At 68.2% G+C, this 22,089-nt stretch carries 21 protein-coding genes; 12 read left to right on the top strand and 9 right to left on the bottom strand.

Annotated elements, in window-relative coordinates; translation table 11 throughout:
• Positions 1-28: 28 nt before the first annotated feature.
• Entirely contained in the window at positions 29-904 is an 876-nt protein-coding gene (locus FHT36_RS18340) for a branched-chain amino acid ABC transporter permease (RefSeq protein WP_169124125.1), read from the bottom strand.
• 387 nt (positions 905-1,291) lie between these two features.
• Positions 1,292-2,590 (bottom strand): ABC transporter substrate-binding protein, encoded by a 1,299-nt coding sequence (locus FHT36_RS18345; protein WP_169123939.1) that lies wholly within the window; start codon positions 2,588-2,590, stop codon positions 1,292-1,294.
• Between the two features lie 113 nt (positions 2,591-2,703).
• On the opposite strand from FHT36_RS18345, the gene FHT36_RS18350 reads away from it, so the two are divergent.
• Entirely contained in the window at positions 2,704-3,459 is a 756-nt protein-coding gene (locus tag FHT36_RS18350; RefSeq protein ID WP_169123940.1) for a GntR family transcriptional regulator, read from the top strand.
• Positions 3,460-3,531: 72 nt separating this feature from the next.
• The gene (locus FHT36_RS18355; protein ID WP_169123941.1) at positions 3,532-4,308 is read left to right on the top strand and encodes an SDR family oxidoreductase; all 777 of its coding nucleotides are present in this window, start codon (positions 3,532-3,534) and stop codon (positions 4,306-4,308) included.
• Positions 4,309-4,374: 66 nt separating this feature from the next.
• On the opposite strand, the gene FHT36_RS18360 is transcribed toward FHT36_RS18355, so the two are convergent.
• Positions 4,375-5,817: an NAD-dependent succinate-semialdehyde dehydrogenase gene (locus FHT36_RS18360; protein WP_169123942.1), complete on the bottom strand. Its 1,443-nt coding sequence runs from the start codon at positions 5,815-5,817 to the stop codon at positions 4,375-4,377.
• A 293-nt stretch (positions 5,818-6,110) separates the two neighbouring features.
• On the opposite strand from FHT36_RS18360, the gene FHT36_RS18365 reads away from it, so the two are divergent.
• The 3 genes from FHT36_RS18365 to FHT36_RS18375 all read left to right on the top strand — a co-directional run bounded on the left by FHT36_RS18365 (position 6,111) and on the right by FHT36_RS18375 (position 8,550).
• Entirely contained in the window at positions 6,111-6,404 is a 294-nt protein-coding gene (locus tag FHT36_RS18365) for a hypothetical protein (RefSeq protein WP_169123943.1), read from the top strand.
• 138 nt (positions 6,405-6,542) lie between these two features.
• Entirely contained in the window at positions 6,543-7,523 is a 981-nt protein-coding gene (locus FHT36_RS18370) for an HlyD family secretion protein (protein ID WP_169123944.1), read from the top strand.
• A 4-nt stretch (positions 7,524-7,527) separates the two neighbouring features.
• Positions 7,528-8,550, top strand: a complete 1,023-nt coding sequence (locus FHT36_RS18375; RefSeq protein WP_169123945.1) for an FUSC family protein — start codon at positions 7,528-7,530, stop codon at positions 8,548-8,550.
• Positions 8,551-8,569: 19 nt separating this feature from the next.
• On the opposite strand, the gene FHT36_RS18380 is transcribed toward FHT36_RS18375, so the two are convergent.
• The 4 genes from FHT36_RS18380 to FHT36_RS18395 all read right to left on the bottom strand — a co-directional run bounded on the left by FHT36_RS18380 (position 8,570) and on the right by FHT36_RS18395 (position 12,683).
• Positions 8,570-9,196 carry an FkbM family methyltransferase gene (locus FHT36_RS18380; protein ID WP_169123946.1) on the bottom strand — a complete coding sequence of 209 codons (627 nt, stop codon included), beginning with the start codon at positions 9,194-9,196 and terminating at the stop codon, positions 8,570-8,572.
• A 250-nt stretch (positions 9,197-9,446) separates the two neighbouring features.
• Positions 9,447-10,199 carry a response regulator gene (locus FHT36_RS18385; RefSeq protein ID WP_169123947.1) on the bottom strand — a complete coding sequence of 251 codons (753 nt, stop codon included), beginning with the start codon at positions 10,197-10,199 and terminating at the stop codon, positions 9,447-9,449.
• A 355-nt stretch (positions 10,200-10,554) separates the two neighbouring features.
• Positions 10,555-11,451, bottom strand: a complete 897-nt coding sequence (gene rpoH / locus FHT36_RS18390) for an RNA polymerase sigma factor RpoH (protein WP_169123948.1) — start codon at positions 11,449-11,451, stop codon at positions 10,555-10,557.
• 161 nt (positions 11,452-11,612) lie between these two features.
• Positions 11,613-12,683, bottom strand: a complete 1,071-nt coding sequence (locus tag FHT36_RS18395; protein WP_169123949.1) for an RluA family pseudouridine synthase — start codon at positions 12,681-12,683, stop codon at positions 11,613-11,615.
• 29 nt (positions 12,684-12,712) lie between these two features.
• On the opposite strand from FHT36_RS18395, the gene FHT36_RS18400 reads away from it, so the two are divergent.
• Entirely contained in the window at positions 12,713-13,060 is a 348-nt protein-coding gene (locus FHT36_RS18400; protein WP_169123950.1) for a hypothetical protein, read from the top strand.
• Position 13,061: 1 nt separating this feature from the next.
• Here FHT36_RS18400 and FHT36_RS18405 read toward each other — a convergent pair whose 3' ends face one another.
• Together FHT36_RS18405 and trxA are read right to left on the bottom strand one after the other, a co-directional pair.
• Positions 13,062-13,733 (bottom strand): LON peptidase substrate-binding domain-containing protein, encoded by a 672-nt coding sequence (locus FHT36_RS18405; RefSeq protein ID WP_229645261.1) that lies wholly within the window; start codon positions 13,731-13,733, stop codon positions 13,062-13,064.
• Positions 13,734-13,845: 112 nt separating this feature from the next.
• Positions 13,846-14,772, bottom strand: coding sequence for a thioredoxin (gene trxA / locus FHT36_RS18410; RefSeq protein WP_169123952.1), 927 nt, complete (start codon positions 14,770-14,772; stop codon positions 13,846-13,848).
• Positions 14,773-15,111: 339 nt separating this feature from the next.
• Here trxA and smc point away from each other — a divergent pair, with 339 nt between their 5' ends.
• From smc to FHT36_RS18440, 6 genes are all read left to right on the top strand, one after another.
• A complete protein-coding gene (smc, locus tag FHT36_RS18415) occupies positions 15,112-18,564 on the top strand; it encodes a chromosome segregation protein SMC (RefSeq protein ID WP_169123953.1) in 3,453 nt (1,150 codons plus the stop codon).
• A gap of 254 nt (positions 18,565-18,818) precedes the next feature.
• Positions 18,819-19,202: an AtpZ/AtpI family protein gene (locus FHT36_RS18420; protein WP_169123954.1), complete on the top strand. Its 384-nt coding sequence runs from the start codon at positions 18,819-18,821 to the stop codon at positions 19,200-19,202.
• A 178-nt stretch (positions 19,203-19,380) separates the two neighbouring features.
• Positions 19,381-20,133, top strand: a complete 753-nt coding sequence (locus tag FHT36_RS18425; protein ID WP_024280370.1) for a F0F1 ATP synthase subunit A — start codon at positions 19,381-19,383, stop codon at positions 20,131-20,133.
• Between the two features lie 63 nt (positions 20,134-20,196).
• Positions 20,197-20,424 (top strand): F0F1 ATP synthase subunit C, encoded by a 228-nt coding sequence (locus FHT36_RS18430; RefSeq protein ID WP_024280371.1) that lies wholly within the window; start codon positions 20,197-20,199, stop codon positions 20,422-20,424.
• 164 nt (positions 20,425-20,588) lie between these two features.
• Positions 20,589-21,254 carry a F0F1 ATP synthase subunit B gene (locus tag FHT36_RS18435; protein WP_169124126.1) on the top strand — a complete coding sequence of 222 codons (666 nt, stop codon included), beginning with the start codon at positions 20,589-20,591 and terminating at the stop codon, positions 21,252-21,254.
• 156 nt (positions 21,255-21,410) lie between these two features.
• The gene (locus FHT36_RS18440) at positions 21,411-21,893 is read left to right on the top strand and encodes an ATP F0F1 synthase subunit B (RefSeq protein ID WP_169124127.1); all 483 of its coding nucleotides are present in this window, start codon (positions 21,411-21,413) and stop codon (positions 21,891-21,893) included.
• Positions 21,894-22,089: the final 196 nt, after the last annotated feature.

Here is a 22,089-nt window from a genome sequence, read left to right on the forward strand (position 1 = left end):
GGCACGGGAGAGGCCTTGGGCATGGCAATCACTCGAAGCGCAGGATGCGCTCGCCGAACAGGCCGCGCGGACGGGTGAGCAGCACCGCCAGCATCAGGACGTACATGGACGCCTCGGCCGCCGGCGGGATGAAATAGACGGTGAGGCCGCGCACGAGGCCCACCAGCAGCCCCGCCGCCACCACGCCCCAGAAGGAGCCGAGGCCGCCGATGACCACCACCACGAAGGCGGCGGTGAGGATTTCCGAACCCATGGCCGGATGCACGCCGGAAATGGGCGCGAGCATGATGCCGGCGAGGCCCGCAAGGCCGATGCCGATGGCCGCCACCGCCGTGAGATAGGGGGTGAGCGAGATGCCGAGCGCGCCCACCATGTCCGGGTTCTGCACGCCGGCCCGCACCACCCGGCCGAAGGCGGTGCGCTGGAGCAGGAGCCATAGGCCGAGCACCGCCGCCGCCGCCACCACCAGAATGGCGAGGCGATAGCGCGAATAGATGAAGTCGCCGAGGAACACCTGGCCCTTCAGGAAGGCGGGGATGGAGAAGGGAATGGGCGTGGCGCCGAAGGCCATGCGCAGCGCCTGCTCGATCACCATGGCGAGGCCGAAGGTGAGCAGCAAAGAGAGGATGGGATCGGCCCGGTAGAAGCGCGAGAACAAGGTGCGCTCGATGACCATGCCGATGAGCGCCACGGAGAGGGGCGCGGCGACGAAGGCGGCGGGAAAGCCGAAGCGGTTTCCGACCTCGACGCCGATATAGGCGCCGATGGCATAGAAACCGCCATGGGCGAGGTTCACGATGCCGCCCAGAGAGAAGATGAGCGAGAGGCCGAGGGCGATCAGCAGATAGGCGACACCCACCAGAAGCCCGTTGAGCAACTGCTCGATGAGGAAGACGAGTTCCATGGGCATGAAGTCTTCTCCGGCCTGACTACCGATCAAAAGCCCTCTCCCCTAGCGGGAGACGGGAGGCGTTTGCGCCCCGGACCAGCGATGGCGGAGCCGGAGCGCCGAGCCGGGGTCCAGCGGAAAGTTCGGCGAAGCCGGCAAAGCCCCGCCCCCTCCCCGCTTGAGCCGCCTTCGGCGAACCCTTGCGGTCCCGGTTCGCATTCCGCTCGCGCTGCATGCGTCCGGGGCGCGAGGGTGATGCACGAGCCGGCCGAACGCCCTCTCCCCTTGCGGGAGAGGGTTGGGGTGAGGGGCATGGCGTCGCAGGAACCGGCATCCGCCAGCGGGAACATCCCCACCCCTCACCCCCGGCCCCTCTCCCGCGAGGGGAGAGGGGAGGAATCCTCACCCCGCGGGGAAGGTGCAGGCGTTCTCTTCCGGGGTGGGCGCGATCACGTCGAGGGCGGTGCCGTCACCGGGGACGGCGGGGCCGAGGAGCATGATGTCCCAATTATCCTTCACCTGCGCCACCGGGCGGGGCGTCACCGTGTACATCTCCTGGATGAGCTGGTGGTCCCAGTCGCGGAAGTAGCCCTTGCGCCCCTTCAGGATGTCCAGCTCCTTCTCCTTCTCGAAGAAGGAGATGATCTGCGCGGAATCTGTGCTCTTGGTTTCGATCATGGCGCGGGCCACGAGCTTGGTGGCGACATAATCGCCCCACGCCTGATTCTCCGGCGGCTTGCCCCACTTCTTCACGAAGGCGGCGACGAAGGCCTTGGAGGACGGCGCGGAAACATCGTGGTGCCAGATGAGCGGCCAGATGCCGCCGAAGGCATCCTTGCCCGCGCCCCAGGCCACCGCCGTATCGAAGCCGAAGCCGCCGAACGGATACTTGAGGCCAAACTCCGAATACTGCTTGATGAAGTTGGTGATCTGGTTGCCCGCGAGGTTGGAGATCACCACGTCGGGGCGCGCCTGACGCACCTTGAGCAGATAGGGCGAGAAGTCCGTCGCGTCCGTGGGCACCAGCTCATCCGCAACCACCTCGCCACCATTCTGGGCGATGTAGCGCTTGGCGACGCGGGAGAGATCGTGGCCGAAGGCGTAATCGGCAGTGAGGAAGAAGAGCTTCTTGCCCTTGATGAGGCCGTCGCGCAGCATCGCCGCGCCCACCGCCTTCACATATTGGGTGTTGGCGCCTTCCACATGGAACATGTAGCGGTTGCAATCCTTGCCGCGCAGGGCATCGGAATTGCCGCCGGTATTGACGAATACGATCTTGTTGCGCGCCGCAACCTGCGCGATGGCCAGCGCCGAGGCGGAGGAAATCTCGCCCACGATCACCGCCGCCTTGTCGCGTTCGATATAGCGCTCCGCCTTGGAGGAGGCGGTGGCGGGGTTCACGCTGTCTTCCATCACCAGGTTGATCTTGCGGCCGTTGATGCCGCCGGCCGCGTTCAGCTCCTCCACCGCGAGCTGCACGCCCATCTGGCCGTAGGCGCCGAGCGGGCCGAGGAAGCCGGTGAGCGGGGTGAGGTGGCCGAAGGTCACGGTGTCGGCCTGCGCCTTCACGATGGCCGGCATGCCGACGCCGCCGAGAAGCGCGGCCGCGCCGACGCCCTTCAGGAGCGTGCGACGACCGACGGATGCGGACGCAATGCGGGCGTGATGGGGAATGTCGTTCACGGCGTCGTCTCCTCCCATGGATCCGGCTGGACGTTGCGGCGGCAGGATTTTTCCCGTTCGGACCGCACCGGAATGATTGCCGACTGGCTCGGCTATCTGTTATCTGTGATCACACATAGCAGACGCGGATCATGGAACACAAGACACCTTCCACCGGAGACGGCGATGCCGGAGAGGTCCGCGGCGAAGAGCCGGCGGTCACGCTCGATGCCCGCGTCGGCCGCATCGTCCGCCAGACCTTGGCCGATCAGGTCTATGGCGATCTGAAGGAGCTGCTGCTCTCCGGCCGCGCCGCGCCGGGCGAGCGCTTCACCCTGCGCGGCCTCGCCGCCGCCATCGGCACCAGCGCCATGCCGGTGCGCGAGGCGGTGTCACGGCTGGTCGCCGAGAACGCGCTGGAAGTGCTGCCCAACCGCGCCGTGCGCGTGCCCCTCATGTCCCGCGCCCGCTTCGCCGAACTGCGGCTCATCCGCACGAGTCTCGAAGGCCTCGCCGCCGCCACCGCCGCCCGCGAGGCGACGGATGAGGAGATCGCCGAGGTGATCCGCTGCGAGCGCGCCTTCGCCGCCGAGCGCGACAAGAAGAAGCCGGACGGCGCCGCCGCCATGCGCCACAACAAGGACCTGCACTTCGCCCTCTACCGCGCCGCCCACCTACCCACCCTCATGGGGATGATCGAGGGCCTCTGGCTGCAGATCGGCCCCGTGCTCAACCTCGACTTCCGCGCCGGCCCGGAGCGGGTGCGGCAGGGGGAGGCCCACCTCCACCACGCCCAGCTCGTCGCCGCCCTCAAGGCCCGCGATTCGGACGCGGCACGGGACGCCCTGGTCGCCGATATCTGGAGTGCGGGCGACTTCATCCTCTCGCGCGACGTGCTTCCGGACTGACTGGATCCCGAACGCGCGCCGAACGGCACCTGACACCACCGATACCCCACAAGAAAACCTCGGGAGAACGCCATGGACCTCGGCATTGCCGGCATCCGAGTCATCGTCACCGCCGGCGCTGGCGGCATCGGCCTGGAGATCGCCCGCGCCTTCCTCAAGGAGGGGGCCAGGGTGGAAGTCTGCGACGTGGACGATGCCGCCCTGGAAGCCCTCGGCGACACCGCCCCGGGCGCCACCGGAACCTGGTGCGACGTGTCCGACCGCGCCTCCGTCGCCGCCTTCATGGAGGGCGCACTGGGCCGCCTCGGCGGGCTCGATGTGCTTGTAAACAATGCGGGAATCGCCGGCCCCACCGGCCGCGTGGACCAGATCTCGCCGGAGGACTGGGACCGCACTCTGGCGGTGGACATCACCGGCCATTTCAACGTCACCCGCCTCGCCGTGCCGGCCCTGAAGGAGAGCGAAAACGCCTCCATCATCGGCCTGTCCTCGGCCGCCGGCCGCTTCGGCTTTCCCCTGCGCTCGCCTTATGCGGCGGCGAAATGGGGGGTGGTGGGCTTCATCAAGTCCCTGGCCATGGAGCTGGGCGAATTCGGCATACGCGCCAATGCCATACTGCCCGGATCGGTGGACGGGCCGCGCATCCGCTCGGTGTTCGAGAACAAGGCGCGCGAGCGCAACATGTCCATGGAGGAGGTGCAGGCCATGGCCCTCTCCGCCACCTCGCTGAAGCGCCTCATCCCGCCACAACACCTTGCCAATGTTGCGGTTTTCCTGTCGTCCCCGATGGGCTCCACCATCTCCGGCCAGGCCATCGCGGTGGACGGCGACATGCAGATGCTGGTGTAGGCGCCTGAACCGCCGCCGCCCTCCAGCCCAGCCGGAGGGCGGCGAAAGTGGTTTTCTGCCCGAGGGTTAGATTCCGGCCTGCGACACGAACTTGGGGTTCAGATAGGCCTCGATGGCCTCCGAGCCGCCCTCCGAGCCATAGCCGGAATCCTTGATGCCGCCGAAGGGAACCTCAGGCAGCGCAAGACCCAGATGGTTGATGGTCATCATGCCCGCCTGCACCCGGTGCGCCACCTGCTGGGCGGTCTTGGCCGAGCGGGTATAGGCATAGGAGGCAAGGCCATAGGGCAGCCGGTTGGCCTCGGTGACGGCCTCCTCGAAATCCGAGAAGGGCAGCATCATGGCCAGCGGGCCGAACGGCTCCTCGTTCATCATCCGCATCTCGCGGGTGACGCCCGTGACCACCGTGGGCTCGAAGAAATAGCCTTTGTTTCCAATGCGCGCGCCGCCGGTCGCCACCTCGGCCCCCTTCTGGCGGGCATCGGCGATGAGGGCTTCCATGGCCGGGATGCGGCGCTCGTTGGCGAGCGGGCCCATGGTGGTGCCGGCCTCCAGGCCATTGCCCACCTTCACCGCCTTGGCGACGGTGACGAAGGCGTCCACGAACTCCTCGTAGACGTTCTCCTGAATAAGGTAGCGGGTCGGCGAGACGCACACCTGCCCGGCATTGCGGAACTTGGCGGTGGCGATCTGCTTGGCCGCGGCGGTCACGTCCGCATCGTCGAAGACGATCACCGGCGAGTGTCCGCCAAGCTCCATGGTGGCGCGCTTCATGTGCTCGCCCGCCAGCGCCGCCAGCCGCTTACCCACGGGCGTGGAGCCGGTGAAGGTGATCTTGCGGATGGTCGGATGCGGAATGAGATATTCGCTCACTTCCGCCGGCACGCCATAGACGAGACCGATGACGCCGGCCGGAATGCCCACGTCCACAAAGGCGCGGATCAGCTCGGCAGGCGAGGCGGGCGTCTCCTCCGGCGCCTTAACGATGATCGAGCAGCCCGCCGCCAGCGCGCCGCACAGCTTGCGCACCACCTGGTTGATGGGGAAGTTCCACGGCGTGAAGGCCGCCACCGGCCCCACCGGCTCCTTGATGACGAGCTGATAGACGCCGGGCGCGCGGGCAGGAATGACGCGGCCATAGGCGCGGCGCGCCTCCTCGGCGAACCAGTCGATGATGTCGGCGGCCGCCAGCGTCTCCATCCGCGCCTCGACCAGCGGCTTGCCCTGCTCCAGCGTCATCAGCCGGGCGATGCCATCGGCGCGCTCGCGCAGCAGGTCGGCGGCCTTGCGCATGAGCTTGGACCGCTCGAAAGCCGACACCTTGCTCCAGGTCGCGAAGCCGCGCTCGGTGGCCTCCAGCGCCGCGTCGAGGTCGGCGCGCGAGCAGTGGGCGACCGAGCCGATCTCCTCCTCCGTGGCAGGATTGATGACCGGGATGCGGCGGCCCCCCTCGGCATCGCGCCAGACACCGTCGATGTGGAGCTGGACGTTGGGATAGGCGTCGGACATTTGGCTTCCTCCTAGGGGCGCCGCACCGTGGACCGCGCGGGCGCCGGTCGAATCGGGCGTTCGAATCGGGCCTTGCGCCCCGGTGCGCCGTGGGCCGCCGTTCTTCGACCATCTGGCGAAGCGTGACGGGAGACGAGACCGGATGTGGAATGGCGGCAGGCGCCGGGGCGGGCGGGCATCCTATGCGGCAACGGTGCAATTGAGAACCTGCGGTGCGCGCGGGGAAACCGGGGGGAGGTCCGCAGCGTTGGCATGGCTGGACGGCGAAACGCCGGGCCAGTCCGGAGGACCCCATGAACACCGCGAACCTGCAATTGGAAGGCGTGCTCCTCGCCTTGTCACGCCTGCTTGAGACCATGCGGCACAAGGGCCTCCTCACATCCGGAGAGATCGAGACGGCGCTGGCCGAGGCGGAGGACGCCTGCCGCCGCGATGCCGCCTGCCGCACCATCAGCCCGGGGCAGGCCGAAGGGGTGCTGTTTCCCATCCGCTTCCTGCGCGCGGCCACCAATCGCCAGGAAGGCCCCGCCCCGACCTTCACCGACATCGCCACCTCCATCGGCGAGAACAAGGACAGGCACGGCTGAGCCGGCGCGCGGTGCCGGGCCTTCTCAAATCCGGCTCTGGCGCCGAGGGGTTCCCAAAGGGTATCAAGCGGCGGTACGCCCCGGCGCGGCGGGCGGTTGACCTCCGCGCCCGCGGAGCGGTTCTGTGGGGAGGCGCCGTTGCTGTCCTTCGTCGAACGCCATGTGGTCGCCTCGATCCTCGGCGCCGTGGTGCTGGCGTTCCTCGTTTATGAGACCTCGGTGCGCTTCTTCGCCTATTCCGGCGATGCCTATGTGGCGACGGATGTCATCTTCATCGCCCCGGAAGTGTCCGGCCCGCTCGCCAAGGTGGTCGTGGGCGACGATGCGTCGGTCGCCGCCGGGGCCGTTCTCGCCGAGATCGAGCGCGAGCCCTTCGCGCTGGCCGTGGCGGCCGCCGAGGCGCAGGTGACATTGGCCGCCGAGCGCATCCGCCTCGCCGAAGCGGCGATCGACGAGAGCACGGCCATGGTCTCCGCCGCCCGCGCCTCCCTCGACAATGCCCGGCGCCAGCAGACGCGCTCGGAATCCCTTTCCCAGACCGGCGACATCTCCGCCGAGGCGCTGGATACGGTGCGGCGCGATGCGGTGGTCGCCGCCGCCGACTTGCAGAAGGCGGAGAGCCTTGCGGCGGTGGCGCAGACCCTCGTCACCGTGCGCCGCGCCGAGCAGGCGACCGCCGCCCAAGCCCTCGCCAAGGCCAGTTACGAACTCTCCCGCACCCGCATCGTGAGCCCGGTAAAGGGGCGCGTCGCGCCGCTCACCGTGCGCACCGGCGACTATGCCACGGCGGGCAAACCGCTCGCGGCGGTGGTCTCGGACCTCGACTGGCACATCGTGGCAGCGGTGGACGAGCGGCACCTGGCGCGGCTGAAGCCGGGCCAGAGCGTGCTCTTCACCATCGGCTCCGACCCATGGCGGCCACACTGGGGCACGGTACGCTCCATCTCTCCCGGCATCGCCCGCAGCGCCGGCGAGGATGGCGCCCTGCCCTACGTGCCGCTGAGCACCGACTGGATCCGCCTGCCCCGCCGCTTTCCCGTGCTCATCGACATGGGCGACCTGCCAGCGCGCGAACGGCTCTATCGCGGGGCAGATGCCCGCGTGCTGATCTGGTTCTGAGGCGATGGCCGCAGCGGGCTGGAGCGCGCGGCAGGGGCTCATCACCGCCGCGAGCGTGGTGCTCGCGCTGCTGATGGCGGCGGCGCTCGGGCTTGAGGGCCTGTGGTGGGCGGCGATCTCCGCCTGGATCGTCTCCAATCCCGACTTCGCCGCCTTGTGGCGCAAGGCGGGCATGCGCCTCGCCGGCACCGCGGTCGGCCTTTCTGCCGGCTATCTGCTGGCGGTGGCGCTGGAGGGAATTCCCCTCTTCCAGGCCCTCGCCCTTTTCATCATCTGCGGGGTCGGCTCCTACCTGCGCTTCTCCAGTCGCTACGGCTATGCCTGGTTCTACGGCACCATCACGCTGATGCTGATGCTGGCGGTGAGCATCCTCGAGACCGAAGCGCTCTTCTCCTTCGCCGAGAACCGTTTCCTGGAGATCGCCTGCGGCGTGGTGGCGAGCGCCGTCGTGCATGCCGTTGGGCGCCCGCGCACCGATCGGGCGGCGCCGGCTACAACGCCCGTGCCGGCTCATCCGGCGGACCTCGATCTCGTGCACATCGGCCTCGTGGCCGGCATCTCGGCAGTTGCCATGGTGACGTTGTGGTCGTGGTTCGACCTGCCATCGCTGCCGCAGGCCATCGGCTCGTCGCTCGCGGTGCTGGACCGGGATTTCGGCACCATGCGCGGGCGCGGGCGCCAGCGCGTGCTCGGCTGCGTCCTGGGCGCGCTCGCCGGGCTGGCCGCGCTGCTGCTCCAGCTCGACACTCTTCTCGTCTATCTGACCGTGCTCGCGGGCGGCATCTTCTATTTCTCCCGCCTGCACACCGGCGGCGGGCCGCAGAGCTATATCGGGACGCAGGGCGGCGTCGCCTTCATCACCGCGCTCGTCACCGACGGCGGGCCACCCGCCGAGCTGATGCCGGTGGTGGAACGCCTCGCCGGCATCTTCATCGGCGTCGGCCTGATGCTCATCGCATCGTTCGTCCTGTCCGCGCTCCACCAAAGGCGAGGCGCGGCCGTGGAAGCGGCCGACCCCGCCGGCTAAGGGGCAGCCTTCGCCGCGATCAAACCATGACGCGACGCATCAGCCGCCGGGTGAGGCGGGCCGGCCCATAGTGCCACGCGAGCGTCATCCTGTCCGCGAGCGCAATGCGGGCGAGCCTGCGCGGCACGAACCAGGCATTGTGCCCGGTGCGACGGACCGGCACGTAACCATGCGCCCGCAGCAGGCGACGGCTGCGGCCGAAATTCACCCGGTCGTCGACCAGGATGAGACGCGGCTTGAAGCGGGACGCAGTGAAGCCGGAAAGCACGTCCGCCTCCGTGCCGCCCACGTCGACGGAGAGGAAGTCGAAGCTGGTGATGCCCGCCTCCGCCAGAATGTCATCGAGCGTTCTGGCCGCCACCCGGATCATGCCGCTCGGCTGGTCGCCGGGGAACAGGTGCGACCGCGCCTCCCATCCCAGAAGCCAGAGCTGAAGCGTGTCGGGCGCTCCAGGCCCCGCACAGGCGACCGGGACGACCGGAGACTTTCGCGTCGTCTCCAACGCCTTGGCCAGCTCGACGGACGGCTCGATGAGCAGCCCTTTCCAGCCGTTCAGCTCGAGATGATAGGTCTGGTTGCCGCGGATGGGATCACCCGCACCGACATCGACGAACGTTCCGACGGCATTTCCGAGCCAAGCCGCCACAAGACCTCTCTCATGGTGAGAGGGATTGATGACGCGACCGCCGTCATCAGCAAGAACAGCTGCACCCATGGCACTCCACCCGCTTAACTGCGCGGAAAGTGCCCGGGTACCAAAATTTTCACAATGATAATCAGGTTCAGAATATAGTCATAGCATCCAGAATGAACCCATTTATCCTAAGGCATGAGGCCAAAAATAGTTCATTGCGGCGAGACATTTTCGCAAAATACAACTCTCGTACGGATAACTACTAAATAAGTGCGCGGAGAGTTTCAGCAAAGCGTCGGCCGGCCTGGCGAACGGATGCCCCACCCTTGTGGGTGAGCTGGAGCCATACCCTTCGGCGATCCTCGGGGTCGGGGTGCCGCTCGACGAGCCCTTCATGTTCAAGCGCTTCGAGGCGACGCAGGGCCGTGGTGGTTGAGGTTCCGGCCCCCGCGCACAGCGCCGAGACCGAAACCTGCCGGCCAGCGGCCTGCGCCATGGCGAGATCGAGCAGCATTTCCCAGGCGGCATCTCCGCCGGCAACCCTTGGAAGTACCCGCTTGCGGTCCATGCGCAGGCCGTCGAGCAGGCGCAGGAGAGCCAGAGGATCGTCGAGCAGGGTCGCAGCCCGCCGCTTCTGCACGGAAAGGTCCAGCGCGCGCCGAATGGCGGCCACGAGATCGGCGATTTCCACCGGCTTCTGGAGAAAATCCACCGCACCCATGCGCAAGGCGGCAATGGCATTCTCCAGCGATGCGTTTCCCGTGAGAATGATGGGAAGAATCTGCGCGCCTTGACGAAGCTCACCCACGCGACGGATCAGCTCCAGACCGTCGAGACCCGGCATGGCAAGGTCGGTGACCAAAACGCGTATGGCGAAGTTCTGCTCGACGATATCGAGAGCGCTCAAAGGCGAAGAGGCGCAGACGACTGGCAGGTTCTCGAGTGCGAGGCCCTCTCGCACCTCAAGAAGGAACTCCTTGTCGTCATCGACGACAATGACCGCAACATCCCGCATTGCCCACTGCCACCACGCGCGCCATGGCTGAACCGCTGGCAGGAACAACCGTCGGCACGGGAGTTCCTGTCAAAGCCACCCCAGAGGTCAAGCTAGGCGGGTATCATGCTAAGTCCATGCGATCCAGATCAGATCGATCCAATCCATCCCCATTTGGATCGATTTTCGCAAAGGAGCAGATATTTAGAGTTGATTGAGTGCCGTATAGGTCAACCCAGGTGTAGCCCCCACACCACGGGAAAGCCTTCGGAGGTATTATAGGAGTGCTCTCCGGCCGCAAGCGGCAAGTGATACTCTCACGCCGATCACCTAACGGCACCTCAGGGAGGAATGTGAGAAGTCGCGCGGTCCCGGCTCAGGCCGAGACCGCCTCCGGGGCCTCGATCTGCCGAACGCGGTCCATCACCGCCTTCTGCACCTTCTCGAACGCCCGCACCTCGATCTGGCGCACGCGCTCGCGCGACACGCCGAACTCGGCGGCAAGGTCTTCCAGCGTCATCGGGTCGTCGGAGAGCCGGCGCGCCTCGAAGATGCGACGCTCACGATCATTGAGCACGGACAGCGCGCCGGACAGGGCTGAGCGGCGGTTGGCCAACTCCTCGCTCTCGGCGAGCTGCTCCTCCTGGTCGAGGCGCTCGTCCACCAGCCAGTCCTGCCACTCCCCGCCCTCCGAGTCCTCGCGGATCGGCGCGTTGAGGGACGCGTCGCCGGACAGGCGGCGGTTCATGTCCACCACGTCCTGCTCGGTCACGCCGAGCTTGGTGGCGATCTGCTGCACCTGATCGGGGCGCAGGTCGCCCTCCTCCAGCGCGGAAATCTGGCTCTTGGCCTTGCGCAGGTTAAAGAACAGCTTCTTCTGCGCCGCCGTGGTGCCCATCTTCACGAGGCTCCACGAGCGCAGGATGTATTCCTGGATGGAGGCACGGATCCACCACATGGCATAGGTGGCGAGGCGGAAGCCCTTCTCGGGCTCGAACCGCTTCACCGCCTGCATGAGGCCCACATTGCCCTCGGAGATCACCTCGGAGATGGGCAGGCCATAACCGCGGTAGCCCATGGCGATCTTGGCCACGAGACGCAGATGGCTCGTCACCAGCTTGTGAGCGGCGTCGCGGTCCCCGTGCTCGCGCCAGCTTTTGGCGAGCATATATTCCTCCTGCGGCTCCAGCATGGGGAACCGCCGGATTTCCTCCAGGTACCGCGAAAGCCCGCCCTCTGCGGAGGGAATAGGCATGGACTTATGCTGGGCCATCACGAGGCCTCCTTCTCCCGCGGCCCCCATCCGGGCAGCCGCTCGTGCGGCCGCATGACGCCGACCGCGACGCACGATGATATAGATACGAATGGGGCGCGGATAGGTTTCATCCTCTCACGTCGCTGCGAGAGCGAATTGCGTTTCTGCACGCTCACAAACTAGTCGCGCAGCGCCGCCTCCAGAGCCGCAAGGTCCTGCGGCAACTCACTTTCGAACGACAATTCCGCGCCCGTCACCGGGTGCGCGAAACCGAGCCGCGCGGCATGAAGCGCCTGCCGGCCCAGTGCGGCGAGGCAGGCCCGGGCCTCGTCCGGCAGCAGGGAGACCTTGGTCCGGAAGCCCTGGCCGTAGACCTCATCTCCCAGGAGCGGGTGGCCGGCATGGGCCATGTGGACGCGGATCTGGTGGGTCCGTCCGGTCTCCAGCCGGCATTCGATGAGGCTCGCCACCTCCGCCCCGGTCTTGCCGACGAAGGTCTCCAGCACCTCCCAATGGGTCACCGCGTGACGGCCGGAACCCCGCACCGCCATCTTCTGGCGATGGGTCGGATGCCGGTCGATGGGCGCATCCACCCTGCCCTTCGGCTCGGGCACGCCCCAGACGAAGGCGAGATAGGCGCGCTCCAGCGGCCCGGTACGGCCGTGGTCGGCGAACTGGGCGGCGAGGCCCTTGTGTGCGGCATCGGACTTGGCGACCACCAGCAGGCCAGAGGTATCCTTGTCGATGCGATGGACGATGCCCGGGCGGCGCACCCCGCCGATGCCGGAGAGGCTGTCGCCACAATGATGCAGAAGCGCGTTCACCAGCGTGCCGGAGGCATGGCCCGGCGCGGGATGCACGACCAATCCGGCCGGCTTGTCGATGACGATGAGGTGATCGTCCTCGAAGGCGATGGTGAGCGGGAGGTCTTCCGCCACCGGCTCGGCCGGCTCGGGAGGCGGCAGGGTCAGGGTGTAGACCTCGCCGGCATTGACCCTCGCGGCCGCGTCCCCTACCACTCCCCCGCCGATGGACACCTGCCCTTCCGCTACGAGACGCTGGATGCGGGTGCGGCTGAGTTCGGGCGCAAGGCGCGCCAGGACGCGGTCCAGCCGCTGCCCCGCATCCTCGGGGGCGACGGCGAGGGTGAGGCTCGCGCCCGCGTCCTGACCGGCTTCGTCCGGCCCGATCTCATCGGTGAGGTCGTCGAAGCCGTCGGCAAGGGCAGCTTCGGTCGTCTTCGCGTTCATTCTTGTCCCGCCAGGAGCCCCGGCCCCTCATGTTCCACCGCCCGCCCCAGATCGACACCCCCGAAGAGGCGCTGACGCCGGAGCAGGAGCGCGTGATCCGCAAGTTCCGCCGCTTCTCCAGCATCTCCATGCTGGTCATGGTGCTGGGAGTGGCGGCCGTGTTCGGCGTGATCGGTTATCGCATGATCCGGGCAAAACCGCTGGCCACCGGCGAAATGACGGCGCTTCTGCCCAAGGGCGCCCGGATCGTCTCCACCGCCGTCTCCGGCGACGTGGTGGTGGTGGCCATCGAGGTCAACGGCGCAACCGAGATCCGCACCTTCGACGCCCGCACCCTCGCCCCTGCGGGCCGGCTGCGCTTCGCGGTAGAGCCCTGAGCTACTGAAGCGAGCCTTCGCCGTCGCCGGGCATGCGCGCCAGCATCATCTGGGTAATGGCCACCAGCATGTCCGCACGGGCCTTGAGGTCCTCCGCCTCTAGCAGCGCCTGCTTCTCCAGTGCGCCGTAAGGCGACATCACCGAGAGCGCGTTGACCAGCGTCTCGGTGCCGGCCTGGCGGATGCCGTCCCAGTCGGCTTCCAGCTTGTTGGCGTCGAGAAAGGCCGCGAGCGCTGCGAGAACCGCCTCCCGGTCCACCTCCGCCTCACCCGCCGAAACATCGAAATCCTCGGCGAAGGGCGCCGTATCGATACGGAACTGGCGGTAGGGGGTGGTCACCGGCATCTCTTCCACCACGCGGAAGCGGCAGATGCCGCTCAGGGTGATGAGATAGCGCCCGTCGCCGGTCTCGCCGAACTGGGTGAGACGCCCCACGCAGCCCACCTTGTGCACCGCCGGCCCGCTCGCGCCCGCAGGCGCGGCCTCGTCCGGCTGGATCATGCCGATGAGCCGCGCGCCGGACAGCGCATCGTCCACCATGGCCAGATAGCGCGGCTCGAAGATGTTGAGCGGCAGTTCCGCCCGGGGCAGCAGCAGCGCGCCGGTGAGCGGAAAGACAGGGATCACCGGCGGAATGTCCGCCGGCGACAGGTAATTGCGGTTGGTAGCCACGAAAAAATCCTTTTCGAGCGCCGTCGCGCGAAACTCCGTCCGCATCGGGAAAGCGCATCGACCCGAACGATCGAAGGCAGCGTCCCGCACCCGCGTTTGGAAGGACGCGCTCTCAGGCGAACATGATCGCTGACAACTTCTTACGTCCCGAAAGGGTGAGCGGATCGGTCGGACCCCAGGCCTCGAACAGCTGGACCAACTGCTTGCGCGCGGCATCCTCGTTCCAGGAGCGGTCACGCTTCACGATGTCGAGCAGGTGGATCAGCGCATCCTCGCGCCGGCCCTTGGCATTCAGCCCGATCGCGAGGTCGAAACGGGCCTGATGGTCGGCCGGGTCGAGGTCGAGCTTGGCCTGCAGCGTCGCGAGATCGCCCAGCGAGGCGGCCTGCTCGGCCACATCAAGGGCAGCGCGGGCGGCGGCGACCGACGGGTCGTTGGCCTTGTCGGCGGGCGCCAGCGCCAGCGTCGCCTTGGCCTGCTCCAGCGCGCCGGCCGCGACCTGGGTGCGCACGAGGCCGGCGAGTGCCTTCAGATTGTCCGGTTCCTCACCGAGCACGCCGGCAAAGATCTCCGCCGCCGCGGTCAAATCGCCATCCGCCAACGCGCCTTCGGCCGCCGCGAGGGCTTCTTCCAGCCCGTCCGTTCCGGGACCGAGGAGGCGATCGATGAACGCCTTCACCTGTCCCTCCGGCAGGGCGCCCATGAAGCCGTCCACCGGCTGGCCGTTCACGAAGGCATAGACCGTGGGCACCGACTGGATGCCGAGCTTGCCGGGGATGACCGGATGGTCGTCGATGTTCAGCTTGGCGAGGCGCACCTTGCCCTTGGCGGCCTTGACCACCTTCTCGATCACCGGGGTGAGGGTCTTGCACGGGCCGCACCAGGGCGCCCAGAAATCCACGAGGACCGGGCGGCGCTTCGATTCCTCCATCACCTCGGCCATGAAGGTCTGGGTGGTGGTGTCGATGATGTCCCCGCCGGCGCTGTCGGAAGCCGCAGCCGGTTTGGCACCCGTGGCGCCTGCCTGATTGAGCAGCATGTGTCGCAATCCCCGAAAATCCAGCCCCGCGGCGCCCGAAGGCGGCATCGCCGGGACAAGCCCCCCTTAGATGGGGCGCCGTCACACCGACGCAATGCGGCGCTTGCCGCCTTGTACCCCTTTCAGGGGCGGAAGGTAAGGCGGGAGGCGCCGACACAACCCCAGGACGCACCGACGCGCATCTCCCGCCGGCGCACCGGGCACCCCCTGTGGATCGTTGCCCGGCCAAGGCTTGCACAGGGGCGGCGGGGCATGCACGCTGGTTTGACCTCCACCGGAAAGGCTGGCACACCCCGAGGCGATGATCCTGTTTCCCGTCCCCACAGCCAAGATCGCGGCATGAAGTTCGACCGCCTGCGGCTCGTGGGCTTCAAGACCTTCGTCGAGCCCACCGATCTCCTGATCGAGCCCGGCCTTACCGGCGTGGTGGGGCCGAACGGGTGCGGCAAGTCCAATCTTGTCGAGGCGTTGCGCTGGGTGATGGGCGAAAGCTCCTACAAGGCCATGCGCGCCAACGACATGGAGGACGTGATCTTCTCCGGCACCACGGGCCGGCCGTCGCGCAATTCGGCCGAAGTGGTGCTGCACCTCGACAATTCCGACCGCACCGCCCCTGCCGCCTTCAATGAGTGGGACCAGCTGGAGATCGTCCGCCGCATCGAGCGCGGCGCCGGATCGAGCTACCGCATCAATGGCAAGGACGTGCGCGCCCGCGACGTCCAGCTCATCTTCGCCGACGCCTCCACCGGCGCCCGCTCCCCCGCCCTCGTGCGGCAGGGGCAGATCGGCGAGATCGTCGGCGCCAAGCCCAATGCCCGCCGCCGCATCCTGGAAGAGGCCGCCGGCGTCGCCGGCCTCCACGCCCGCCGCCACGAGGCCGAAACCCGGCTGAAGGCCGCCGAGCAGAACCTGCTGCGGCTGGAGGATGTCATCACCCAGCTGGGCACGCAGGTGGACAGCCTGCGCCGCCAGTCCCGCCAGACCGTGCGCTACAAGTCGCTGGCCGCCGAAATCCGTCAGTGCGAGGCAACCCTCCTCTGGCTGCGCTGGCAGGACGTCACCAAGGCGCTGGCCGATGCCGAGCAGGCCGTGGAAGCCGCCAAGCGCGACGGCGCCGAGCATACGCGCCTTCAGGCCGAGGCCGCGCGCCTTCAGGCCCTCGCCGCCCACGCCCTCCCCGCTTTGCGCCAGAAGGAGGCGGAAGCCGCCGCGGCGCTACAGCGCATCACCCATGCCCGCCAGGAGCTGGATGCCGAGGAGGCCCGCCTCGCCGCCCGCAAGGAAGAGCTGGAACGTCGTCTCGTCCAGCTGGCCCAGGATACCGCCCGCGAGGAGGCCCTCTCCCACGACGCCGAGAGCGTGCTGGAGCGTCTCGCCGCCGAGGCCGAGAACCTGCGCTTCGAGCAGGAGGAAGCGGCCGAGCGCGAGGCCATTGCCGCCGACATGCAGGAAGAGGCCGCCGCCTTTCTGGAGGAGGCCGAGCGCGCGCTGGAAGAAAAGACCGCGCACTTTGCCGATCTCGGCGCCCGACGCGCCTCTCTGGAACAGCTTCTGCGCGAGACGCGCGACCGGCTGGTGCGCAACGCCGCCGAGCGCGCCTCGGTGGAGGCCGAGGAAAGCCGCCTGAAGCAGCAGGCCGGCACCGACGCCCTCGAAGGCCTGCGCATGGAGGCCGAGGCCGCCCGCGACGCTTTGGCCGAGGCCGAGGAAGCGAGCATCGACGCCGAGGTGGCCCACACCGTCGCCCGCCGCGCCATCGAGGAACTGCGCCCGACCCTCGCCGAGGCGCAGGCCCGTTTCGGCCGGCTGGAGACCGAGGCGCGAACGCTTGCGAAGGTGCTCCAGTCCAGCGATGCGCGCTTCCCGCCCGTGGCCGATCTCGTCACAGTCGCCAAGGGCTATGAGACGGCGCTGGGCGCCGCCCTGGGTGACGATCTCGATTTGCCGGTGGACGGCGCCGCCCCCGCCCGCTGGGCCGGCGCGGCATTGGACCCGTCCGACCCCCCGTTGCCGCAAGGCGCCCAGCCCCTGTCGCGGTTCGTCTCCGGCGCCCCGGCGCTGGCGCGACGGCTGGTGCAGGTGGGCATCGTAGCCCGCGCCGACGGCCCCGCTTTGGCAAGCCGGCTGAAGGCGGGCCAGCGCCTCGTCTCCATGGAGGGGGACCTGTGGCGCTGGGACGGCGTGGTCGCCGCCGCCGATGCCCCCACAGCCGCCGCCCGCCGCCTCGCCGAGCGCAACCGCCTCGCCGACATCGAGGCCGAGGCGGCTCTGGCGGAAGCAAATCTCGATGAGGTACGTGCGACCCTCGCCGATCGCGAAGCCGTCTTGCGTCAGGCCGCCGAGGGGGAAAATCTCGCTCGGGAGGCCCGCCGCGCCGCACAGCGCTCCGCCGAGGCGAGCCGTGCCACTTTGGAAGCCGCCGAGCGCCGCGCCGCACAGCATCTCGCGCGCCTTTCGGCTCTGGCCGAGGCACGCAACCGCCTCGCCGCCGTGCGCGCCGAATCGGAAGCATCGCTGGCCGACGCCGAGCGCCAGCTCGCCGCCCTCGACACGCCGCAGGTGCTCGAATCAGAGCTGGCCCGCGCCCGCGCCGACACCGCCGAACGCCGCGCCGCCGTGGCCGAGGCCCGCGCCCGGCTCGATGCGCTGAGGCGCGACGCCACCCAGCGCATGCGCCGGCTGGAAGCCATCGCCGCGGAAGAACGCTCCTGGCGCCAGCGCGCCGGCGGTGCCGGGGAACGGCTTGCCGCCGTCGCCGCCCGCGAGGCCGAGGCGAAGGCCGAGCTCGCCGAGATCGAGGAAGCCCCCTCCGAATTCATCCGCCGCCGCCGCGCGCTCATGAATGCGCTGGAAGAGGCGGAGGCCGCCCGCCGCGAGGCCGCCGATCGCCTCACCGAGGGCGAGGAGGCGCTTGCCGCCGCCGACCGGGCCGCCCGAGACGCGCTGGAAGCCATGTCCGGCGCCCGCGCCGAGGCCGCCCGCGCCGACGCCCGGCTGGAAGGCGCCCGCCAGCGCCGCGACGACCTCCAGCGCGAGATCGCCGACATCCTCGACGGCCCGCCGGACCTTGCCCGCGAACAGGCCGGTCTGACCGACTCATCCCCTCCCCCCAACGTCGCCGCCATTGAGGCGACGCTGGAGCGGGCGAAGCGCGACCGGGATCGACTCGGCGCCGTGAACCTGCGTGCCGATGTGGAGCTGGAGGAAGCGGAGGCCCAGCACACCCGGCTTACCACCGAACGCGACGACCTCAACGAAGCCATCCGCCGCCTGCGCGCCGCCATCCAGAGCCTCAATCGCGAGGCCCGCGAACGGCTTCAGGCTTCCTTCGCGGTGGTGGACGGGCATTTCCGCAAGCTGTTCGACACGCTGTTCGGCGGTGGCGAGGCGCAACTGGTGCTCACGGACGCGGACGATCCGCTGGAGGCCGGCCTCGACATCATCGCCAAGCCCCCGGGCAAGAAGCCGCAGACGCTGATGCTGCTGTCCGGCGGCGAGCAGGCTCTGACCGCCATGGCGCTCATCTTCGCCGTCTTCCTCACCAATCCCGCGCCCATCTGCGTGCTGGACGAGGTGGACGCGCCGCTCGACGACGCCAACGTGGAGCGATTCTGTACCCTGCTTGAGGAAATGACGCGCCTCACCGACACGCGCTTCCTCACCATCACCCACAATCCCATCACCATGGCCCACCAGAATCGCCTGTTCGGCGTGACCATGGCCGAGCGCGGCGTATCCCGTCTGGTCTCGGTGGATTTGCAGAGCGCCGAGCGGCTGCGCGAGGCCGTCTAGCCTCCCAAGACTTGCTGGAGCTTGGCCTTTCTCAGGGCGCCGGAGCGCCCGTACGGAAGGAGGCGGGTGCACGCTTTCCACTGCGGCAGCGCCGAGACGGCGAAGCACGATGTCGCAGCCACATTTTTCTTCTTTATTTTCAAAAACTTGATACCCCCTACGGCTGCCTTGACACTCAATTTTGACGCAACTATGGTGCGCCGCGGTTCGAGGGGGAGGGCTGCTGTCCTCCACCGGAGCCAGGAACTCGCGCAATGTCCGGACCTGACAATACCTCCGCAGGAGGCAAAAGCGGACCGGGCGGGGCGGGAGGCTCCCGGCCAAGCGATACCGAGCTCTCCGCAAGGCTTGAGCAGCTCAACACCTCGTTGGGCCACGTCCGCGCCAAAGCCGAGGTGCCGGCTCCGAAAGAGCAGGATACCTCGTCCAAGTCGGGCGTCGCGCTTGCCTTCCGGCTGGGTGCAGAATTCGTGTCGGGCGTTCTGGTGGGGTCTCTCATCGGCTACGGCATCGACCGCTTCTTCTCGATCACGCCCTGGGGGCTGATCGTATTCACGCTGGTCGGCTTCGCCGCGGGCGTGACGAACATGCTGAGGGCGTCCGGCGAAGGCCGGAAAAAGGGCCCCGGCGCGTCCTGACGGGCGCCACCTCGAAGCGGGGATGGCGCGGCGGGACAGGGTTTTCGGGGCGGCGCGAGCCGTCCGGGTCATTGGGGCGGGGTCCGGCAGCGGATTTCGGCCTGTTGATACATTTGGCGGCTTCGGCCGTGATCTTGGGTTCAGCGGCCGAGGCCGCGATGGCAGGGGGCGCGTTCGGATGACCGTCGATCCGATCCACCAGTTCGAGATCAAGCGCTACGTGGACCTGCTGAACCTCAGCAGCGTGCAATTCTCGTTCACGAACGCCGCCGTGTTCATGTTCGGCATCGTGGCGATCATCTTCTTCTTCCTCACCTACGCCACCCGCGGCCGCACCCTGGTGCCGGGCCGGGCCCAGTCGGCGGCGGAGATGAGCTACGAATTCATCGCCAAGATGGTGCGTGACAGCGCCGGCAACCAGGGCATGGTGTTCTTCCCCCTGGTGTTCTCGCTGTTCATGTTCGTGCTGGTGGCGAACGTGGTGGGCCTCATCCCCTACACCTTCACCGTCACGGCGCACCTCATCGTCACCGCCGCTCTGGCGCTGCTGGTGATCGGCACCGTCATCATCTACGGCTTCGTCAAGCACGGCACCCACTTCCTGCACCTGTTCGTGCCGTCGGGCGTCCCGGGCTTCCTGCTTCCCTTCCTGGTGGTGATCGAGGTCGTCTCGTTCCTCTCCCGCCCCATCAGCCTGTCGCTGCGTCTGTTCGCCAACATGCTGGCCGGTCATATCGCGCTGAAGGTGTTCGCCTTCTTCGTGGTGGGCCTCGCCTCGGCCGGTGTGGCCGGCTGGTTCGGCGCGACGCTGCCCTTCCTGATGATCGTGGCGCTCACCGCGCTGGAGCTTCTGGTGGCTGTGCTACAGGCCTACGTGTTCGCGGTGCTCACCTCGATCTACCTCAACGACGCGATCCACCCGGGTCACTGATCTGGACGTCGCCTCGCCGTTCCGCCGATTACCCCAACACTCGAGTTTTTGAAGGAGCAGTCCATGGATCCCGCAGCTGGTAAGTTCATTGGTGCCGGTCTCGCCTGCCTCGGCATGGGTCTCGCCGGCGTCGGCGTCGGTAACATCTTCGGCAACTTCCTCTCCGGCGCCCTGCGCAACCCGTCGGCTGCCGACGGCCAGTTCGCCCGCGCGTTCATTGGCGCGGCGCTCGCGGAAGGTCTCGGCATCTTCTCGCTCGTCGTCGCCCTCGTCCTGCTGTTCGTGGCCTGATCTCAGGTTCGCGACGGAAGAGGTCTCCCGGGCGCCAAGCGCCCGGGCGCAGTGATTGACACCCTGTGACGAGGCACCCTTGCCTCGACAGGTGCGAAGGCGGGCAAGCCATGATGAAGTCGTGGAAAGTGACTGTCGCGCTGGCGTTTGCGGGTGCGGTCCTGATGGGCGCTCCCGTCTCGGCGGCGAGCGATCCTGCCGGCAAGCCGGCCACGGTCGCACAGGCGGCTCCGCCCACCGGCGCCGCCGGGCATGGGACCCACGAGCCTGCCGCCGCAGCTCCCGGCACGGGACATGCGGATGCGGCCGGAGATCATGGCAAGAAGAGCCACTTCCCGCCCTTCGACGGCACCACCTTCGCCTCGCAGCTGCTGTGGCTCGTCCTGAGCTTCGGCCTCCTCTACTTCCTGATGAGCCGCATCGCCCTCCCGCGCATCGGCCGCATATTGGAAGAGCGCCATGACCGCATCGCCGACGACCTCGAGGAGGCGGCGAAGCACAAGGCTGACAGCGAGGCCGCCCAGGCGGCCTACGAGAAGGCCCTCGCCGAGGCTCGCGCCAAGGCCAACTCCATCGCCGGCGAGACGCGCAACCGTCTCAATGCCGAGCAGGACGCCAACCGCAAGTCGCTCGAGGCGGAGCTCGCCACCAAGCTCGCCGCTGCCGAGGAGCGCATCGCCTCCACCAAGACCGAGGCCCTCACCCATGTGAAGGGCATCGCCGTGGACGCCACCGGCGCCATCGTCTCCACCCTCATCGGCACGAGCCCCGCTCAGCACGAGGTGGAACAGGCCGTCGACAGCGCCCTCGCCAAGAAGGACGCGGCCTGAGGGCCGCGACGCCCGCGCGCCTTCAGGGCAGCCGGGTTCTGGAATTTTGAACGCGCCTGACCGGTTCGCGTTCTGGACGAGACCCTGACGTTTCAACGTCGCGCGGGCCCGGACCGGGCGGACGCAGACGGACCCGAGGACCACGTTATGAACGAGATGTCACTGGCTGAACTTTGGGTCGCCATCGCCTTCGTGGTCTTCGTCGGCATCCTCATCTATGCCGGCGCCCACCGCGCCATCGCTTCCGCGCTCGACAGCCGCGGCCAGCGCATCTCGGCCGAGCTTGAAGAAGCCCGCCGGCTGAAGGAAGAGGCGCAGAAGCTCGTCGCCGAGTTCAAGCGCAAGCAGCGCGAGGCCGAGGCTGAGGCTGAATCCATCGTCACCGCAGCCAAGGCGGAGGCCGAGCGCCTCGCGGCCGAGGCCAAGGCCAAGATCGAAGACTTCGTGTCCCGCCGCACCAAGATGGCCGAGGACAAGATCGCCCAGGCCGAGCACCAGGCCGTGGCCGACGTGAAGGCCATCGCCGCCGAAGCCGCCGCCAAGGCCGCCGAGGTTCTTCTGGGCCGCGCCGCAACCGGCGACGTCTCCGATCGGCTGATTTCCCACGCCATCGGCGAGGTCAAGACCAAGCTGAACTGAGCGCAAGCCGCTCCGTTCTTCCAGAAGGCCGCCACTGGCGGCCTTTTTCGTTTTCAATGCCTCTGAGACGTGGCGCGCCCTATCTCTACGCCGCGCCAGAACCCGCCCGGCGGCCCGGAGCGCTGCTCGGGGCTCCGAACCTGCCCACCGCCCCCGCTCCGCGGACGCCTTGATTGAGCCGCCGCGCTGGTCCATT

Origin of the sequence: Xanthobacter sp. SG618, from assembly GCF_012932745.1 — a bacterium.
Taxonomy (GTDB): Bacteria; Pseudomonadota; Alphaproteobacteria; order Rhizobiales; family Xanthobacteraceae; genus Xanthobacter; species Xanthobacter flavus.

Bases quoted from the DNA above. Each gene is read 5' to 3' on its own strand.
- FHT36_RS18340 (WP_169124125.1), bottom strand. From the start codon at position 904: ATGGAACTCGTCTTCCTCATCGAGCAGTTGCTCAACGGGCTTCTGGTG.
- FHT36_RS18345 (WP_169123939.1), bottom strand. From the start codon at position 2,590: ATGGGAGGAGACGACGCCGTGAACGACATTCCCCATCACGCCCGCATT.
- FHT36_RS18350 (WP_169123940.1), top strand. From the start codon at position 2,704: ATGGAACACAAGACACCTTCCACCGGAGACGGCGATGCCGGAGAGGTC.
- FHT36_RS18355 (WP_169123941.1), top strand. From the start codon at position 3,532: ATGGACCTCGGCATTGCCGGCATCCGAGTCATCGTCACCGCCGGCGCT.
- FHT36_RS18360 (WP_169123942.1), bottom strand. From the start codon at position 5,817: ATGTCCGACGCCTATCCCAACGTCCAGCTCCACATCGACGGTGTCTGG.
- FHT36_RS18365 (WP_169123943.1), top strand. From the start codon at position 6,111: ATGAACACCGCGAACCTGCAATTGGAAGGCGTGCTCCTCGCCTTGTCA.
- FHT36_RS18375 (WP_169123945.1), top strand. From the start codon at position 7,528: ATGGCCGCAGCGGGCTGGAGCGCGCGGCAGGGGCTCATCACCGCCGCG.
- FHT36_RS18385 (WP_169123947.1), bottom strand. From the start codon at position 10,199: ATGCGGGATGTTGCGGTCATTGTCGTCGATGACGACAAGGAGTTCCTT.
- rpoH (WP_169123948.1), bottom strand. From the start codon at position 11,451: ATGGCCCAGCATAAGTCCATGCCTATTCCCTCCGCAGAGGGCGGGCTT.
- FHT36_RS18395 (WP_169123949.1), bottom strand. From the start codon at position 12,683: ATGAACGCGAAGACGACCGAAGCTGCCCTTGCCGACGGCTTCGACGAC.
- FHT36_RS18400 (WP_169123950.1), top strand. From the start codon at position 12,713: ATGTTCCACCGCCCGCCCCAGATCGACACCCCCGAAGAGGCGCTGACG.
- trxA (WP_169123952.1), bottom strand. From the start codon at position 14,772: ATGCTGCTCAATCAGGCAGGCGCCACGGGTGCCAAACCGGCTGCGGCT.
- smc (WP_169123953.1), top strand. From the start codon at position 15,112: ATGAAGTTCGACCGCCTGCGGCTCGTGGGCTTCAAGACCTTCGTCGAG.
- FHT36_RS18420 (WP_169123954.1), top strand. From the start codon at position 18,819: ATGTCCGGACCTGACAATACCTCCGCAGGAGGCAAAAGCGGACCGGGC.
- FHT36_RS18425 (WP_024280370.1), top strand. From the start codon at position 19,381: ATGACCGTCGATCCGATCCACCAGTTCGAGATCAAGCGCTACGTGGAC.
- FHT36_RS18430 (WP_024280371.1), top strand. From the start codon at position 20,197: ATGGATCCCGCAGCTGGTAAGTTCATTGGTGCCGGTCTCGCCTGCCTC.
- FHT36_RS18435 (WP_169124126.1), top strand. From the start codon at position 20,589: ATGGGCGCTCCCGTCTCGGCGGCGAGCGATCCTGCCGGCAAGCCGGCC.
- FHT36_RS18440 (WP_169124127.1), top strand. From the start codon at position 21,411: ATGTCACTGGCTGAACTTTGGGTCGCCATCGCCTTCGTGGTCTTCGTC.